Source organism: Gordonia oleivorans, from assembly GCF_040044975.1.
Taxonomy (GTDB): domain Bacteria; phylum Actinomycetota; class Actinomycetes; order Mycobacteriales; family Mycobacteriaceae; genus Gordonia; species Gordonia oleivorans.
The window spans coordinates 57,297-73,374 of the sequence record NZ_JBDZDI010000015.1 but is presented as its reverse complement, the minus strand read 5'-3'; the positions used below and the strand labels follow the sequence as shown (position 1 = coordinate 73,374).

15 protein-coding genes and 3 tRNA genes are annotated in these 16,078 nt (G+C 67.1%); 6 read left to right on the top strand and 12 right to left on the bottom strand.

What is annotated here, in order from left to right; translation table 11 throughout:
- The first annotated feature begins 1 nt into the window (after position 1).
- From nuoL to nuoN, 3 genes are read left to right on the top strand one after another with little or no spacing between them, the layout of a single operon-like run.
- Positions 2-1,921 (top strand): NADH-quinone oxidoreductase subunit L, encoded by a 1,920-nt coding sequence (gene nuoL / locus ABLE92_RS18755; RefSeq protein WP_348806278.1) that lies wholly within the window; start codon positions 2-4, stop codon positions 1,919-1,921.
- 2 nt (positions 1,922-1,923) lie between these two features.
- The gene (locus ABLE92_RS18750) at positions 1,924-3,525 is read left to right on the top strand and encodes an NADH-quinone oxidoreductase subunit M (RefSeq protein WP_348806277.1); all 1,602 of its coding nucleotides are present in this window, start codon (positions 1,924-1,926) and stop codon (positions 3,523-3,525) included.
- Positions 3,522-5,255: an NADH-quinone oxidoreductase subunit NuoN gene (nuoN, locus tag ABLE92_RS18745; RefSeq protein WP_348806276.1), complete on the top strand. Its 1,734-nt coding sequence runs from the start codon at positions 3,522-3,524 to the stop codon at positions 5,253-5,255. Before ABLE92_RS18750 ends, nuoN begins: the two co-directional genes overlap by 4 nt.
- On the opposite strand, the gene ABLE92_RS18740 is transcribed toward nuoN, so the two are convergent.
- The 6 genes from ABLE92_RS18740 to ABLE92_RS18715 all read right to left on the bottom strand — a co-directional run bounded on the left by ABLE92_RS18740 (position 5,252) and on the right by ABLE92_RS18715 (position 8,486).
- Positions 5,252-6,262: a DUF4234 domain-containing protein gene (locus ABLE92_RS18740; RefSeq protein ID WP_348806275.1), complete on the bottom strand. Its 1,011-nt coding sequence runs from the start codon at positions 6,260-6,262 to the stop codon at positions 5,252-5,254. The genes nuoN and ABLE92_RS18740 overlap by 4 nt on opposite strands.
- A 257-nt stretch (positions 6,263-6,519) precedes the next feature.
- Positions 6,520-6,610: transfer RNA gene (locus tag ABLE92_RS18735), tRNA-Ser, on the bottom strand.
- A gap of 66 nt (positions 6,611-6,676) precedes the next feature.
- Entirely contained in the window at positions 6,677-6,886 is a 210-nt protein-coding gene (locus tag ABLE92_RS18730; RefSeq protein ID WP_348806274.1) for a CsbD family protein, read from the bottom strand.
- A 178-nt stretch (positions 6,887-7,064) separates the two neighbouring features.
- The gene (locus ABLE92_RS18725) at positions 7,065-7,331 is read right to left on the bottom strand and encodes a hypothetical protein (protein WP_348806273.1); all 267 of its coding nucleotides are present in this window, start codon (positions 7,329-7,331) and stop codon (positions 7,065-7,067) included.
- Positions 7,332-7,464: 133 nt separating this feature from the next.
- Positions 7,465-7,902, bottom strand: coding sequence for a nucleoside deaminase (locus tag ABLE92_RS18720; RefSeq protein WP_348806338.1), 438 nt, complete (start codon positions 7,900-7,902; stop codon positions 7,465-7,467).
- A 41-nt stretch (positions 7,903-7,943) separates the two neighbouring features.
- Positions 7,944-8,486, bottom strand: coding sequence for a tRNA adenosine deaminase-associated protein (locus ABLE92_RS18715; protein ID WP_348806272.1), 543 nt, complete (start codon positions 8,484-8,486; stop codon positions 7,944-7,946).
- A gap of 103 nt (positions 8,487-8,589) precedes the next feature.
- Here ABLE92_RS18715 and ABLE92_RS18710 point away from each other — a divergent pair, with 103 nt between their 5' ends.
- Positions 8,590-9,561: a prephenate dehydrogenase gene (locus tag ABLE92_RS18710; RefSeq protein WP_348806271.1), complete on the top strand. Its 972-nt coding sequence runs from the start codon at positions 8,590-8,592 to the stop codon at positions 9,559-9,561.
- 56 nt (positions 9,562-9,617) lie between these two features.
- Positions 9,618-9,989, top strand: coding sequence for a hypothetical protein (locus ABLE92_RS18705; RefSeq protein ID WP_348806270.1), 372 nt, complete (start codon positions 9,618-9,620; stop codon positions 9,987-9,989).
- A gap of 29 nt (positions 9,990-10,018) precedes the next feature.
- Here the strand turns inward: ABLE92_RS18705 and ABLE92_RS18700 are convergent, their stop codons facing one another.
- The 4 genes from ABLE92_RS18700 to aqpZ all read right to left on the bottom strand — a co-directional run bounded on the left by ABLE92_RS18700 (position 10,019) and on the right by aqpZ (position 14,291).
- The gene (locus tag ABLE92_RS18700) at positions 10,019-10,633 is read right to left on the bottom strand and encodes a putative glycolipid-binding domain-containing protein (RefSeq protein WP_425476191.1); all 615 of its coding nucleotides are present in this window, start codon (positions 10,631-10,633) and stop codon (positions 10,019-10,021) included.
- Between the two features lie 62 nt (positions 10,634-10,695).
- Positions 10,696-11,565 carry a hypothetical protein gene (locus ABLE92_RS18695; protein ID WP_348806269.1) on the bottom strand — a complete coding sequence of 290 codons (870 nt, stop codon included), beginning with the start codon at positions 11,563-11,565 and terminating at the stop codon, positions 10,696-10,698.
- Positions 11,566-11,704: 139 nt separating this feature from the next.
- Positions 11,705-13,399, bottom strand: coding sequence for a cation:proton antiporter (locus ABLE92_RS18690; RefSeq protein ID WP_348806268.1), 1,695 nt, complete (start codon positions 13,397-13,399; stop codon positions 11,705-11,707).
- A 112-nt stretch (positions 13,400-13,511) separates the two neighbouring features.
- Positions 13,512-14,291, bottom strand: coding sequence for an aquaporin Z (gene aqpZ, locus ABLE92_RS18685; RefSeq protein WP_348806267.1), 780 nt, complete (start codon positions 14,289-14,291; stop codon positions 13,512-13,514).
- Positions 14,292-14,705: 414 nt separating this feature from the next.
- Here aqpZ and ABLE92_RS18680 point away from each other — a divergent pair, with 414 nt between their 5' ends.
- Positions 14,706-15,527 carry an acyltransferase gene (locus tag ABLE92_RS18680; RefSeq protein ID WP_348806266.1) on the top strand — a complete coding sequence of 274 codons (822 nt, stop codon included), beginning with the start codon at positions 14,706-14,708 and terminating at the stop codon, positions 15,525-15,527.
- A gap of 206 nt (positions 15,528-15,733) precedes the next feature.
- On the opposite strand, the gene ABLE92_RS18675 is transcribed toward ABLE92_RS18680, so the two are convergent.
- Together ABLE92_RS18675 and ABLE92_RS18670 are read right to left on the bottom strand one after the other, a co-directional pair.
- Positions 15,734-15,809 (bottom strand) — tRNA-Arg (locus ABLE92_RS18675).
- Between the two features lie 63 nt (positions 15,810-15,872).
- Positions 15,873-15,961: transfer RNA gene (locus tag ABLE92_RS18670), tRNA-Ser, on the bottom strand.
- Positions 15,962-16,078: the final 117 nt, after the last annotated feature.

Here is a 16,078-nt window from a genome sequence, read left to right as displayed (position 1 = left end):
CGTGAGTACCGACGCCTCTGCGCACCTGCTCTGGCTGGTCCCGGCGTTACCGGCGGCGGGTGCGGCGTTCCTGCTGCTCGCCGGCCGCCGCACCGATCGCTGGGGACATCTGCTGGCGTGCGTCCTGGCGGTCGGATCATTCTGCGTCAGTGCCGCTCTCATGCTCGGCATGGTCGGCCGTCCGGCCGCGGACCGGCCGGTGCATCAGGTCCTCTACACCTGGCTCGACGTCGGGCCCGCCGACTCCGGCAGCGGTGGCCTGTCGGTGAGCATGGGACTCTACCTCGATCAGTTGTCCATGTGTTTCCTGCTGCTGATCACCGGGGTGGGCAGCCTGATCCACATCTACTCGATCGGCTACATGGCCGACGATCCGGACCGACGCCGATTCTTCGCCTACCTCAACCTGTTTCTCGCCGCGATGCTGATCCTGGTGCTCGCCGACACGTACCTGGGGCTCTATCTCGGGTGGGAGGGTGTCGGTCTCGCGTCCTACCTGCTGATCGGCTTCTGGCAGGACCGGCCGTCGGCGGCCACCGCCGCGAAGAAGGCGTTCGTCGTCAACCGCGTCGGTGACATCGGTCTGGCGGTGGCGCTGATGGTGATGTTCGCGACCTTCGGATCGGTGTCGTTCTCCACGGTGTTCGCCGGCGCCGAGCAGGCCGGTCAGGGCGTGCTCACCGCGATGGGTCTGCTGCTTCTGCTGGCCGCGTGCGGGAAATCGGCGCAGGTGCCGTTGCAGTCGTGGCTCGGTGATGCGATGGAGGGTCCGACGCCGGTGTCGGCGCTGATCCATGCCGCGACGATGGTGACCGCCGGCGTGTATCTCATCGCGCGGTCCAACCCGATCTTCGATCTGGCCCCCGACGCACGCCTGGCCGTCGCGGTGGTCGGTGCGGTCACCCTGCTGTTCGGGGCGATCATCGGTTGCGCCAAGGACGACATCAAGAAGGCCCTGGCCGCGTCGACGATGAGTCAGATCGGGTACATGGTGCTGGCCGCCGGACTCGGACCCGCCGGTTACGCGTTCGCCATCATGCATCTGCTGACGCACGGATTCTTCAAGGCCGGCCTGTTTCTCGGCGCCGGGTCGGTGATGCACGCGATGAACGACGAGACCGACATGCGTCGCTACGGCGGGTTGCGCAGCGTCATGCCGATCACCTTCGTCACCTTCGGGATCGGATACCTGGCCCTGATCGGCATCCCGCCGTTCGCCGGTTTCTTCTCCAAGGACCTCATCATCGAGGCGGCCTTCGGGGCGGGCGGCGCCCGCGGCGCGATCCTGGGCAGCGTGGCCGTCCTCGGTGCCGGGATCACCGCGTTTTACATGACGCGCATGATGGTGATGACGTTCTTCGGGGAGCGCCGTTGGGCCCCGGAGGCGCATCCCCATGAATCGCCGCCGGTGATGACCGCACCGATGATCCTGATCGCGATCGGGTCCGCGGCCTCCGGGGCGCTGCTCGTCGCCGGGCATGCGCTCGTCGACTGGCTGGAACCGGTGGTCGGGGAACAGCACAGCGAATTGGCCGTTCCGACATGGGTGTTGACGGTCGGGATTCTCGCGGTCGTCGGAATCGGGGTGGCACTCGGGTGGCGCGGGTACGCACGCACCCCCATTCCGCTCACCGCACCCGACGATGTCACCGCACTCACCGTCGCGGCGCGACGTGACCTCTACGGCGACGCTTTCAACGAGCGGGTCCTGATGCGACCGGGACAAACCCTCACCCGCGCATTGGATGCCGTCGAATCCGACGGCATCGACGGCGCCGGGGTGGGCATCGGCACCGTGGTCACCGCGTCGTCGACGCGAATCCGGCACTGGCAGAGCGGTTTTGTCCGCTCCTACGCCCTGTCGATGTTGGCCGGTGCGACGATCATCGTCGCCGCGGTGATGATGATGAGGGCGTGGTGACCATGAGCTGGTTGACGATCCTGTGGCTGGTGCCCGCCGTCGCCGCGGTCGCCGTCCTCACCGTGCCGGCCGGGCGGCCGGACATCGCGAAGTGGCTGGGTCTGGGTGCGACCCTGGTGGTGCTGGCCTGCGCGATCGGCCTCGCGGTCGGCTACGACCCGAATGGGGCACGCTACCAGTTCGTTTCCGACGTGAGCTGGATTCCGTCGTTCGGTGCCCGCTACGAACTCGGGCTCGACGGCATCGGGCTGGTGCTGATCCTGTTGACCGCCGTGCTCATGCCGCTGCTGATCGCCGCGGGCTGGCACGACGCCGATCATTCCGGCTCCCTGGACGATTCGGGCGGACGACGACAGAAGGGCCCGCACACCTACGTCGCGTTGATGCTGTCGGTGCAGGCGATGGTGTTGATGAGTTTCGTCGCGACCGACGTGCTGCTGTTCTACATCGTGTTCGAGGCCATGCTCATCCCGATGTACTTCCTGATCGGCGGATTCGGCACCGGCGATCATCGGGCGGCGGCGGCGGTGAAGTTCCTGCTGTACAACCTCTTCGGTGGGCTGCTGATGCTCGCCGCGGTGATCGGGCTGTATGTGGTGACCGCCCGGGCCGATCTCGGCGTGGGCGGCGGCGGTACGTTCAGCCTACCCGCCATCACCGAGGCGGTCGCTCGGGGCGACCTCGGTGCGAGCACGGGCGTGATGTCATTGCTGTTCGGCGGCTTCATGATCGCGTTCGCGATCAAGGCACCCCTGTGGCCCTTCCATTCCTGGCTGCCCGATTCCGCGGTCGCCGCGACACCCGCGTCGGCGGTGCTCATGATGGCGGTGGTCGACAAGGTCGGCACCTTCGCGATGCTGCGGTTCTGTCTGCAACTGTTCCCGGAGGCGTCGCGGACCTTCGCGCCGCTGATCGCGGCACTCGCCGTGATCGGTATCGTCTACGGCGCGATCCTGGCGATCGCCCAGACCGACGTGATGCGGCTGATCTCCTACACGTCGATCTCCCACTTCGGCTTCATCATCCTGGGCGTGTTCGCGTTGACCACCCAATCACAGAGCGGCGCAACGCTGTACATGGTCAATCACGGAATATCGACGGCGGCACTGTTTCTCATCGCCGGTTTCCTGGTGTCGCGGCGCGGCAGTCGGCTGATCGCCGATTACGGTGGCGTCGCGAAGATCGCCCCGGTGCTCGCCGGCACCTTCCTCGTCGCCGGCCTGGCCACGCTGTCACTACCCGGGTTGTCACCGTTCATCAGTGAGTTCCTGGTCCTGATCGGCACATTCACCCGTTATCCGGTGGCCGCGGTGGCTGCGACCAGCGCACTGGTGCTCTCGGCGATCTACATCCTCTGGACCTATCAGCGGATGATGGGTGGGCCACCGAGACCCATCGAAGGTCCGGGTGCGGCGCGCCGGACGATGCCCGACCTCGGCGGACGGGAGCGGCTCGTCGTCGCACCCCTGCTCGCCCTGCTCCTGGCCTTCGGCTTCTTCCCGCAGCCACTGCTGAACCTGATCAATCCGACGGTGGCGCACACCGTGTCGACGTCCGGTACCGAGAACCCCGCACCCGCGATCCCCCCGGGAGGTGCCCGATGACCACCGCAACGCTGGCGGCGATCACCCCACCCGACGTCGAATACTCGCTGCTGTCACCGATGCTCCTCGTGTTCGGCTTCGGCGTGATCGGGGTCATCGTGGAGGCCTTCGCACCACGGACGGGGAGGTGGCGGCTGCAGCTCGCTCTGTCGTTGACGGCCTTGGTCGCCGCCCTGATCGCGGTGATCGCGGTGGCGATCGGGGTCACCGGTGACGGCGGCATCGGCCGGTCGGCGATGTCGGGTGCGGTGATCATCGATCGCCCGGCACTGTTCCTGCAGGGACTGCTGGTGGTGGTGTCGATCCTGGCGGTGGCGTTCATGGCCGAACGCGGACTCGAACGGGTCGTCAGACCGTCGACCCGTCGAGCGGCGCCGGCGGGTCGAAGTTCCTCGATACGAGCACGATTCAGTGATGGGCCGGGGGCGGCCGCGCAGGCGACCCTCGACGGTGCCAACGCCGACATGTTCACCCCGTCGGGGGCGAGTGAACCCAACTCCGACGACGAGTTCGACGCCACCCGTGCGGGCGGGGTCACCACCGAGGTGTTCCCGCTGACCCTGCTCGCGGTCGGCGGGATGATGCTCTTCGTCGCCTGCGGTGACCTGCTGACCATGTTCATTGCCCTCGAGGTGTTCTCCCTACCGTTGTATCTGCTGTGCGCGCTGGCTCGCCGACGACGCCTGCTCTCGCAGGAGGCGTCGCTGAAGTACTTTCTGCTGGGGGCGTTCTCGTCTGCGTTCTTTCTGTTCGGCGCGGCCTTCGTCTACGGCGGCACCGGCTCCCTGCACCTCGATGCCATCGGCGTGGCTGTCACCGATGCGGCGAACAACGGCGCCGTCGGCCTACCACTGATCGGGCTCGCACTGCTCTCGGTGGGACTGCTGTTCAAGGTGGGGGCCATGCCATTTCACTCGTGGGTGCCCGACGTCTATCAGGGTGCGCCCACGCCGGTCACCGCATTCATGGCCGCGGCCACCAAGATCGCCGCATTCGGTGCGCTCCTGCGCGTGTTCTATGTCGGCTTCGACGGCGTTGCCGACGACTGGAAACCGGTGCTGTGGGTGATCGCCATCCTCACCATGCTCGGCGGCGCGGTGATGGCGGTGACGCAGTCGGATGTCAAACGGCTGCTGGCATATTCGGCGGTGACGCACACCGGTTTCATCCTGCTCGGCCTGATCGCCTACGATGAGGCGGGCCTGAGTGCGACATTGTTCTACCTCGCGGCCTATGCATTCTCGACGTTCGGAGCCTTCGCCACCGTGGCGGTGGTGCGTGAACCCACCACCTTCGCCGAGTCACGCACCGGGCCATCCGGTCCGCACCTGTCCGGCCGGGAGGCCACCGGACTGGATCAGTGGGCGGGCCTGGGACGCCGCTATCCGCTTGTCGGAGCGATGTTCTCGATGTTCCTACTGGCATTCGCCGGCATCCCGCTGACGAGTGGTTTCATCGCCAAGTTCGACGTGTTCGCCGCAGTCGCGGGTAGTGGCGGTGCGGTCCTGGTGGTGATCGGCGTGATCAGCAGCGCCATCGCCGCCTACTTCTACATCCGCATCATCGTCGCCATGTTCTTCGCCGACGTCCCCGTCGACGCGCCACATGTGGTGCGGCCCAGTCCGTTGACGACGGTACCGATCGCGTTGTGCACGGCCGTCACGATCGTGCTGGGATTCTTCCCGCAACCACTCCTCGATCTTGTCGGGGCGGCGGGCAACTTTCTCTAGGCGAACAGCGGCACAGTGGTGCCGGATTCGGCGCCGTAGCGGTCGATCACCTTGTTGAGTTCACTCTGCATGTACCAGGTGTGCAGTCCGAAGGCGAACATGAGCAGCCAACACAACAGCGGACTACAGGTCTCGGCCAATCCTGCACTTCGCTGCGCGTCGCGAATTCGCTTGCCGGTGTTGTTGAAGCTGATGATCGGTGCGATGACGGTCCAACCGAGGAACAGGATGACCAGCATCGGACCGGCCACCGGGATCTCCTTACGGCGGTCGAAGGCGGCCATCTCCTTGTGGATCTTGTAGTACCAGACGAACGTGTAGATACCGAGGGTGATGATCGGCAGTCCGAGCCATACCGCAATGGTGTTGCGCCGCTTCATCTGTTGACCGTCGGCCACCGGTACGGTACCGGGCTGGGCGAGCGCCGAGGACCCCGTCATCGCCGGAAGTGAGGCCGACTGCTGTTGCGCGGCAGGCTGATTGGCCTGACCCGGCGGCGGACCGAACGACGCCGGAGCGCCCGGGTTCGCTCCCGATGGCGGGCCGGGCGGAGTGAACGGGGCGCCCTGGGGTGGCTGTCGGTGACCTGCGGGAGCCGGTCCGGCCTGCTGCCCCACCGTCGGCGCCTGTCCCGGTCCACCGGCGTCGGGTGCCTGATGACGCGGCGGCGCCGGAGGGATCGACTGGACGGGCGGCGGCGCCTGACGCGAACGCTGCCCCGGTGGCGGATGGCCGACCTGCCCGGCGGCCTGCGGTGGCGGTCCGGATGGTGGTGATGTGCGAGGGTGCACCTTGGTCGGTGCCGCGGTCGGTGACGGTGTCGGCGGACGCAGGTACTGGGTGGTCTGCGCGGACGGTCCGGGCGGCGGTGCGCTCGGTGGCGGGGGCGAGTTCGGAGCGGCACTCGGTGGTGCGCCGGGCGGCGTCGGCACCCGGTACTGCGTGGTGGGGCCATCGAGCGGGCCCGAGGTCGGCGCGTCGTCGTCCGGGTTCTGTGGAGAGCTCACCCTTACGATGATCAGCCATCACCGGTGGTCGGTCCACCGGGTTCGCTCAATTGGTGGACACCCGCGTCCCCAGGGGTTGCCGAATGTGGGGGAAGGAGTTGGTCCGCGGGGAATCGTTTCGTCCCGTGGACATTGCTCGCCGACGTCGCAGCGTCTGGGGGAGGAATGTTCTTCCCCCGCTTTTCGCCGACGAATCCCCGCATTCGCGCCCGGAACAGCAAAATGGCCCCCCACCTGCAAAGATGGGAGGCCATTTCTGGCGGTGGCGGAGGGATTTGAACCCTCGGTACGGGGTTACCGTACACAGCATTTCGAGTGCTGCACCTTCGGCCGCTCGGACACGCCACCGCCGAAGACTGTACCGCAGGAGCCCGTCCAGGCTTAAATCTGCTGGTCAGGCCCGTAAACGCACTGTCAGTGGCCGGTCAGCTTGTCCTTGACCTCGTCCACCTTGCCCTTGACGGCGTCGGCGACGTCGCTGATCTTCTGCTTGCCTTCGGCGACGGCCTGATCGCCCTGACCTTCTTTTTTCAGGTCTTCGTCGCCGGTCAGGCTGCCGGCGGCTTCCTTGCCTCGGCCCTTGAGGTCTTCGGCCTTGTTCTGTGCGTCATCGGAAAGTCCCATGTGGTGCCTCCTGTACCTGCGCGTCACGCTTGGTTGCGTGCCGCCTCGGCGGAAGATGCCGGTGGCCGCGTCTCGACCCCCACATCGATGGCGCGTACGTCACGCGTGGTGCGTACGCGGGGGATGATCCCCGTCTCCACCGTACCGACGGTCGGCCGACGACGTCCGCCGCCGATATTCAGCCGCCGAACTTGCCCTTCAACTCGTCGAACTTCTCCTTGGCCGTCCCGATCGCGCCCTGGACCTTCTCGCTGCCGGCGACCTCGGTGATCTTGTCCTTCGCGGTACCGACGGCGTCCTGCACCTTCTCGTTCTCGACGACCTCGGTGAGCTTCTCCTTCGCGGTGCCGATCGCGCCCTGGACCTTCTCGCTGCCCGCGACCTCGGTGATCTTGTCCTTGGCGGTGCCGATGACCTCGTTGACCTTGTCTGCTGCGTCTGACATGGAAGTTCTCCTGCTCGGTGGGTGACGGTGAGTGGTGCTGGCCTGCTGTTCGTCCAATGTGCCACAGCGCGAGCCGGTCCGAGTGGTATCACCCCGGCCTGCACGGATGTCCGCCGACAACCGCACCGACGCGTCAGGAATCGCGTCGCGATGCGAAGAATCCCACCATCAGATCGCGGCACTCGTCCTCGAGAATCCCGCCGCGGACCTGCGGGCGATGCGTCAACCGTGGGTCCCGGACGACATCCCACAGTGAGCCCACCGCACCGGTTTTCGGTTCCCAGGCGCCGAACACCAGGGCGTCGATCCGGGACAGGGTGATGGCGCCCGCGCACATGGTGCAGGGTTCGACGGTGACGGCGATGGTGCACCCGGGTAGCCGCCAACCGTCACCGAAGGCGGCGGCCGCAGCGCGCAGTGCCAGGATCTCGGCGTGGGCCGTCGGATCGGCGTCGACCTCTCGCCGGTTGGCGGCGCGGGCGAGCTCCACCCCGTCGGGGTCGAAGACGACGGCGCCGATCGGGATGTCGTCGGCACCGGACTCGCCGGCCGCCGACAGCGCGGACCGCATCATCGCCTCCCACGCGGCGAGTTGCGTTGCGCCCGAGACGGTCAATGCCCCAGGGAATCCAGAACGCGCGAGAGTTCGTCGGCGAACCCGAGGCGGGCGGCGATCATGCCGATCTGTTCGTCGGCGTAGAGATCGGTGTCGCCGACGATGACGCCCATCACCGCGTCGGGGAGCCCGAGGTCGGCGAGGATTCCGAGATCGCCTTCCTCCCACGGATCCACGTCGTCGAGGTCGTCGGGGTCGATGTCGGGGACATCGATGTTCAGCGCGTCGAGGACGTCGGCGGCGATGTCGTAGTCGACGCCCGCGGTCGCATCGGAGAGCAGCAACCGGGCCCCGCCGGGAGCCGGGCGGATCACGATGAAGAACTCCTCGTCGATGTCGAGCAGACCGAACACCGCGCCCGCCACCCGCAGGTCACGCAGCTGACGTTCGGCGGACTCGATGTCGGTCAGGGCCGTCGACTTGAGTGGTGTGACCCGCCAAGCGGCGTCCTCGCGTACGACCGCGACCGCGAAACCCTCGACTCCGTCGACGGCATCCTTGCTGTTGGAACCCGATACGTCCGCTCCGGCACCTGCCATGCAGGTCACGGTAGCCCGAAGGTGCCGCCCACCCCAAGTCCCGAATGACCCACATCGCAGATTCTGTTCTCCTCGTCGATCTCCGTGTCCTCGCCCACCGGCGATGTGCAAATCTGGAGTCGTGACTGAGCGCGGCAATCGACCGGTGTGCATTCTCGGACTCGGACTGATCGGCGGATCGATGATGCGGGCGCTGGCCGCGTCGGGCCGCGCGACGTTCGGCTACAACCGATCCGCCACCGGTGTCGACGCCGCCACCACGTCCGGACACGACGCATCCACCGATCTGGATGCCACGCTGCGCCGCGCGGCCACCGAGGACGCGGTGATCGTGCTGGCCACGCCGGTGACGACGATCGAACCCATCGTCGCCGCGATCGCCGAGCATGCGCCTGCGTGTCTGCTGACCGACGTCATCAGCGTCAAACAGCCCGTCGCCGAGATCCTGCGCCGGGTGTTTCCGCAGGCCCGGTACGTTGGCGGACACCCGATGGCCGGGACGAGCCGGTCCGGCTGGGAGGCGGCCGACCCGGACCTGTTCGGTCACGCGATGTGGATGGTGACCACCGAGGACGACACCGACGCCGCCGACTGGACCGTCGTCGCCGACCTCGCCCTGTCCCTCGGCGCCGCGGTGGTCCCGGCGGCCGCCGACGCTCACGATCGCGCGGTCGCCGCCATCTCGCATCTGCCGCATCTCACCGCGGCGGCCACGGCGGCCGTGGGTGCGGGTGAGAGCGACCTCGCGCTGCGCCTGGCGGCCGGGAGTTTCCGCGACGGGACGCGGGTGGCCGGGTCCGCCCCGCAATTGCAGCGGGCGATGATCGAGGCGAATGCGGTGGCCGTGCTCAACGTGCTCAGCGAGACCATCGACCGGCTCATCGCCGCCCGCGACGAACTGCGCGACCACGGCACCACCGCCGTCCTCGTCGACGACGGACACCGCGCACGGATGGCGTACGAAGCGATGAACGATCGACCGCGCGTCGCCATCACCGATGTCGAGGTGGGTGCGCCGGGCTGGCAGAAGGCGATGCGTGGCGCGGCCCACCGTGGTCACGTCTGGTTGGGCTGACCATCTCGACGGAAACGCCTCGGCACACCGCGGGGCGACTGATCAGGTTCGGGTCGGTGATGTTCGGCCTGGTGTGGTGTCCACTGCTGGCGGTCACCACGGCGTTCGCCGCGCTGGTGTGGCGGCGAAAACTCATCGTGGCCTGCGATCCCGGGGACAGCGGCGCGCCGTTCGAGGGCGCCTACGTCCTGCTGTTCTTGGGCCCGGTCATCACGGTGGCCGCATTCGTGGTGGTCACCACCACCTACGGGGCGATCTCGGCCCTCGTCGGCAGCCGGGGTGTGGTGCTTGCGGTCGCCGTGAGTCTGATCGTCGCAGTGGTGGTCGCCTACGTCGCGGTCGTGTGGACCCACGATCCGATCGACAATGCCCACTGCCCGGGTGGGGTGCCCCTGTGGTGGCCGTCGTGGCTACCGTTGGGCCGCTGAGCAGGTCTGACGCACTGAGCGGGCCGCCCTCAGACCCGGGTCGCGAGGCCCGGATAGTCGATGACGAACCCGTTGTCGTCGACGCTGAGCGTCGACTGGGCGACCGGCGACACCACGGCGATACCGTCCGAGGTGGACGAATACTGCAGGGTCGCGGCTTCCACCACCCCGGTCGGCAGATACACGTACACCACCGGCACATCGACCACACCCGTGGTCGACGTCAGACCCAGTCGGCGGATCGGCAGGGCGTTGAACATCGGTGACAGGGCCAGATCGACATCCTGGGCACCGTCGAAGTCACCGCGGACGGTGTCGCCGCCGGAGTGGATCAGCCACTTGTTCTCCTCGTCGCGGGAGATACCGATCTGGGTTTCGCCACCCACCTGGACGAGGTGGATCGACAGGCGTTTGGTGACACCCGCATCGTTGGTGACCAGCTCGTACGACGCGGAGAACGCGTCGTGCTCGTCGGTCGCCGCGGCAATGATCCTGCCGTAGGCCTTGATGCGCGAACCGTGGACGTTGACGCGGACCTGCTCCAGACGATTCGTGTCGACACCGCGCCACGTGATCATCGTCTTGAACTCGGCGACCTCGGTGTCCGAGGGTGCCTGGCCAGGGGCTGCTTGCGAAGAACTCACAGGTCTACGGTAGCGACCCGCGGACGCGCCCACACGTCGAGTACCGGAAACTGACCCGCCGGTCAGGCGAGACAGGACGCTGTTCGTCTCGTCGACTGGGCGTCGACGCTGTCGGTCACCACCTGCTCACCGTCGACGGTGATCGAGCATTGTGCCGACGACCCACGCACGGCCACCACCAGCAGCCGCAGCGGATTACGGCCTGCCTCGAAGCTCACGGTCCACGTCGGCGGCGGCGCGAACTCGGTCCGCACACCGACGTCGTCGACGTAGAGGATCGTTCCCGAGCCGTCGATGGTCACGGTGTAGGTGACCGCAGCACCGACGGGTACGGTCCCGCCGCCCCGCGGAACGCTCGGCTCGGCGGTCCCCGGAAGCGACGGTTCGGTGGGCAGGGTGGGGATGGTCTGGTCGTCGGTGATGGTCGCCGGCGGGAGCGTGACCGTGGGTGTGGGCTGACGCAACGATCCGATACCCACGATGACCAGGCCGATGATCACGATGCCGACGACCACCACGGCTCCGACGGTGATGCCCACGCCGGGTTCCATTCCCAGGATTCGTCGGGGCCTGCCCGGCGTGCCACCCGCGGGGGGTGCCGACGCGGCGTCGGGCGCCCCGACCGAAGCCCGGCCGCCGTAGCCGGCCGCCGTCGTGCCCATCGGCGCGGTGGTCGACGATGCGGTGGTCGACGATGCGGTCTGCGGTGCCGTGGCCAGCCCGACACCGCCGATGCCGGATCGACGGGCATCGGCCGCGGTCGGGTGCAGGTCGGCGGGGGTGTAGCGGGGCATCCCGTTCGCCGAATAGCCCAGCGGCGGGTAATTGCCGGGCAGCAAGGGGGTGCGGTAGTCGTCTCGGGGTCCATCGGGGCGGGGCGCCTCCGGGACCGCGGCGTCACCGTCGGCTCGTGGTCCGCCCGGTGATCCCATGACTCCTCCGCCCGAAGTGTCCGCCCGGTGTTTCTCCACCCGGTGTGTCGTCGCGCCCGGCGTCGCTGCGCCGTGACCTATGCCCTCGACCTTACGGCGCCCCACGGACAGGTGGCCGACGGTGCCATCACCTTCCGCGTCAGAGGCGGCTCTCCAGACGTGCGGTGAGACCGGCCTCCTGCAGGTCGAGGCGCTCGAGCATGGCGCGCACGGCCTCGTCCTCCACCAGACCGCGATCGCGATCGGCGACCAGGGCATCGCGCTGGGCGGCCAGCACCGTGCGGTAGAGCGCGGCGAAGGCGTCGGTGCGCGCGGTGTGGGCCTCGGGGTCGGGCATCTCCTCGGCGTCGCGGGACTGGCGGGCGACGGTCTCCTCGATGAAGGCCACCGTCGCGGCGTCGAGGCCGGGCGGCGGATTGGTGACGAAGTCCGCGATGACCCCGTCGGCGGCGGCGTGCACGATCGCCTCGGCGCGTGCGGTCTGCTCGATGTCGTAGCGTTCCTCGTCGTCGTTGCGCAGGTGCACACGGTTGATCAGCCATGGCAGCGTCGGCCCCTGGATGAGGATGGTGCCGACCGCGACGACGAAGGCGATCGCCTGGATCGCCGAGCGCTCCGGGAACTCCCCACCGTCGGCAATGGTCAGCGGGATACCGGAGGCCGCCGCCAGGGTGACCACCCCGCGCATCCCGGTCCAGGCCACCACCGTCGACTCCTGCCAGGTGAGCGGGCGGTTGTCGATGCGGCGGCGGAATCGTTGCAGGGCGGAGTCGTTGTCCCGCTTCACCTTTCCCGCTGCTGCACGACGCGGATTGGACGGCACCTGGACGTCGGCCGCGCTCTCGAGTCTCCGCGAGACGACACCGCGACCGAACATGGCGAACACGCACAGCGGGCGGATCACCAGGACGACCGCCAGCACCAGGATCGAGGCGATGGCGATCTGCAGCAGCGATTCCCGCGCCTCCCGCAGGTCTTCGACGATCCAGCGCATCTGCAGACCGATGTAGGCGAAGACGAACGCCTCGAGGAGCACGTCGACCGAGTTCCACACGTAGCGTTCCTGCAGCCGTGTCTGGTAGCCGGCATGCACCGACCCGGAGCCCACCACGAATCCGGCGATCACCACGGCGAGAACACCGGAGGCGTGCAGGTGTTCGGCGGCCAGGAAGGCGGCGAACGGCACCACGAACCCCTGCACGGTCTCCAGCGCCGGGTTGCGCAGGTGCCGGCGAATCCAGAGCGTCACATATCCGAGGACGGCGCCGACGATGGGGCCGAGGACCGCGTTGTATCCGAAGAGCAGCAACGGATTCTCGATGAATGCGTGGGTGCTCGCGATCTGGGAGATGGCGATCGCGAAGAGCGACAGCGCGGCCGCGTCGTTGACGAGGCTCTCGCCCGTCAGGATCGCCATCAGCCGTTTGGGCAGTCCGAGTTTACGGCCGATGGCAACCGCCGTCACCGCGTCCGGCGGGGCGACGATGGCACCGAGGAGCAACGCGAGGATGAACGTGAACTCGGGAATGAGCAGAGAGGCAACGGCTCCCACCGCAAAGGCGGTGACGACGACCATCGCGACGCCGAGGCCGAGGATCGGCTTGATGTTGCGGACGAAGCTCGGCACCGAGAAGCCCAGCGCCGCGGAGTACAGCAGCGGCGGCAGCACGACGGTGAGCAGGACCTCGGATTCGAGTTCGACGTGCGGCATGCCCGGGATGAACGACACGGCCAGCGCGACCACGACGATAATCAGCGCCGGCTGCATTCCGCGACGGTCGGCGACCGCGGTGATGATGACGGCACCGACGAGCACCAGGATCAGCAGTTCCATGGGCAGAGATTCTGCCGGTAGATGTCCGATTCCGCCGGTTGTGGTGACGCGACGACCGGCCGCCGGCGACCACGCGGGGTCCGGGCGACCGGTCGGTTCAGGGACGCAGGAGTCAGGCCGCAGCGGTCTCGTCGGCGGCAGACGACGATCCGTACTTGAACTTTCCGTCCTCGAAGAGCAGCGGATAGATCAGGCCGCCGATCGCCCCACCGATCAGTGGTGCCAGCCAGAACACCCACAGCTGACCCGGGGCTCCGTCGCCGTTGAAGAAGGCGACACCGGTCGAGCGTGCCGGATTCACCGAGGTGTTGCTGATCGGGATCGAGATCAGGTGGATCAGGATCAGAGTGAAACCGATGGCCAGGGGTCCGAACCCGCCGGGTGCGCGACCATCGGTGGCACCGAGCACCACGATCAGGAAGAAGGCGGTCAGCAGGATCTCGGCGATGATGACCGAGGCGAGGGTGTAATGGCCGGGACTGTGGTCGCCGTACCCGTTCGCCGCCATGCTCCCGGTCGCCGTCCAGCCCGGTTGACCCGAGGCGATGACGAACAGCATGAGCCCGGCGAGCAGACCACCGGCGACCTGCGCGATCCAGTAGCCCGGCAGATCCTTCCAGGCCAGCCGGCCGCTGACCGCCGCGCCGAGGGAGATGGCCGGGTTGAAGTGCGCTCCGGAAATGTGGGCGAGCGCATACGCCATGGTCACGACCGTCAAACCGAAGGCTGTGGCGACACCGAGGTAGCCGACGCCGACCTGGATGAGCGTGCCCTTGTCGTCGCCCTCGGCGACCTGTTTGGCGGCGTAGATCGCGGTGCCGCAACCGCCGAAGACGAGCCAGAACGTGCCGAATAGTTCGGCGAGGTATTTGGTGATGGGAGCGGGAATCATGGGCGACCTCTCAGTGCAGGCGGACGAGAATGGTGGTGGTCACATCAGAAACATCAGCATCAGTAGCACCACAAGTGGACAGCACTCACCGAGTAAGGTCTACCTTTGCGGCCGAACGGTGACCGTCACGAGACCCGGCGGAGACCTCGTCGACGAAATTCATGCGGCCGGTCACACGATTGACCATCCGCAGCATCCCGACGATCCATAACGGTGTCGGTGCCTGCGTGCAGCAGGCCAAACGGCAGCCATCTGTGTCGCGCGACTGCAATGGATGCAGATCGCGAATCGAATTGCAGCACAACGTAAACAAAGTCACTAGTAGCAAGTCGTGGCCGCTTTGAGACGAACTCGCAGGAAAGACACCGGATTGTCGGAGGACCGCGATACGATTCCGTCGTTTCGGCCCCATGCATGGAAAGGCTCAGCCCAGCCATGAAGATCCGCACAACCGCAGCCGTCCTGCTCACCGTCGTACCGATGCTTGCGGCTTGCTCGGCCAGCGACACAACCTCCGCGACTTCGAGTACCGCGGCCACGACGGCGGGAACCAACTCGCGCGGTGCGATCGAGGTCGACCTCGGCCAGCCCGTGACTGTCACCGACAGCGCCGGAAACCTCGTGCTCAACGTCACCGGCACCCGGCTCGACACCAGCGGCTGCGCCCCGGCAACCGGCGAAGTGACGCAGGCGAAGTTCGTCGCCACTATCAAGACCGGCAACGTGGAGACCGACCAATGGCTGTGGGAATCGGACTTCTACTACGTCGACCCAACGGGGAAAGTCGTCGAGAACATCGACGTCACCCAGAAAGCGGATCTGTGGTTCCCGTGCACCGAGTCGGTCCTGCTCATCAAAACACCCCCGAACTCGATTGCCGACGGGTCACCAACCCTCGCGATCCCCAATAACAGCACCACGATCGGCTACCACCTTGAGGCCGGAGGAGTCGACCAACGCGTCGAGTGGAAACTGCCAGGTGGTCTCTCGGCAGCCGTCCAGTCAACCGCGGCTGAGACTGCAGAATCGGAAACCACCACCCAGGAACAGCCTGCTACCACAACCGCCTCCGAAACCACCTACCCCACTGGGACGGTGCCAGGCGAAGGCGCTGACCTAAACAGTGGCATCCCGTCCGAGTGGGACCGCGACGGCAACGGACTCATCGATACCGACGCACCCGTCGGTGACGGCGACTGCGACAACCCGCAATGCCTCCTCGGACCGAATGGATGACACACCTGGCGGACGAGTACCGACGAACCGAGCATCGCCACTGAGTTGATCGGCAAGTCGGCGGGGCGCAGGCGGGTTGACGTCCGCAAGCTGCGGCAGAGGTCGACACCGTGACCAAACGGCGCCTATTCGGCGACTTGAGCCCGCTCAACTCCGTGAAGTAGAAACACCCCGCACCTGTTCACGCAGGTAGCGGGGTGTTTCCGTGGTGCGCCCGTAGGGATTCGAACCCCAAACCTTCTGATCCGTAGTCAGATGCTCTATCCGTTGAGCTACGGGCGCGTAGCTATTCAGTTGTCACAGTCTACGAGAGACTGTCACCGCGGTCGGCGCGACTGCGGTCGGCGGAGGCGAGAGGATTTGAACCTCCGGTCCCGTTTTAGCGAGACAACTCATTAGCAGTGAGTCCCATTCGGCCGCTCTGGCACGCCTCCTGACGGAGTCCTTTCGAACTGCCGGATCGAAAGATTACACACCGGTTGCCCACAGAAGCAAACCGCGCGGTCAGCGGGCTGCGGGCACCGTTTCCGGCCCGAGGGGCCCGCGCGCCC

What these genes read in the sequence shown, in the direction of transcription:
- ABLE92_RS18750 (WP_348806277.1), top strand. Translation starts at nt 1,924, where the DNA reads ATGAGCTGGTTGACGATCCTGTGGCTGGTGCCCGCCGTCGCCGCGGTC.
- nuoN (WP_348806276.1), top strand. Translation starts at nt 3,522, where the DNA reads ATGACCACCGCAACGCTGGCGGCGATCACCCCACCCGACGTCGAATAC.
- ABLE92_RS18730 (WP_348806274.1), bottom strand. Translation starts at nt 6,886, where the DNA reads ATGGGACTTTCCGATGACGCACAGAACAAGGCCGAAGACCTCAAGGGC.
- ABLE92_RS18725 (WP_348806273.1), bottom strand. Translation starts at nt 7,331, where the DNA reads ATGTCAGACGCAGCAGACAAGGTCAACGAGGTCATCGGCACCGCCAAG.
- ABLE92_RS18720 (WP_348806338.1), bottom strand. Translation starts at nt 7,902, where the DNA reads ATGCGGTCCGCGCTGTCGGCGGCCGGCGAGTCCGGTGCCGACGACATC.
- ABLE92_RS18715 (WP_348806272.1), bottom strand. Translation starts at nt 8,486, where the DNA reads ATGGCAGGTGCCGGAGCGGACGTATCGGGTTCCAACAGCAAGGATGCC.
- ABLE92_RS18710 (WP_348806271.1), top strand. Translation starts at nt 8,590, where the DNA reads ATGTGCAAATCTGGAGTCGTGACTGAGCGCGGCAATCGACCGGTGTGC.
- ABLE92_RS18695 (WP_348806269.1), bottom strand. Translation starts at nt 11,565, where the DNA reads ATGGGATCACCGGGCGGACCACGAGCCGACGGTGACGCCGCGGTCCCG.
- ABLE92_RS18690 (WP_348806268.1), bottom strand. Translation starts at nt 13,399, where the DNA reads ATGGAACTGCTGATCCTGGTGCTCGTCGGTGCCGTCATCATCACCGCG.
- aqpZ (WP_348806267.1), bottom strand. Translation starts at nt 14,291, where the DNA reads ATGATTCCCGCTCCCATCACCAAATACCTCGCCGAACTATTCGGCACG.
- ABLE92_RS18680 (WP_348806266.1), top strand. Translation starts at nt 14,706, where the DNA reads ATGGAAAGGCTCAGCCCAGCCATGAAGATCCGCACAACCGCAGCCGTC.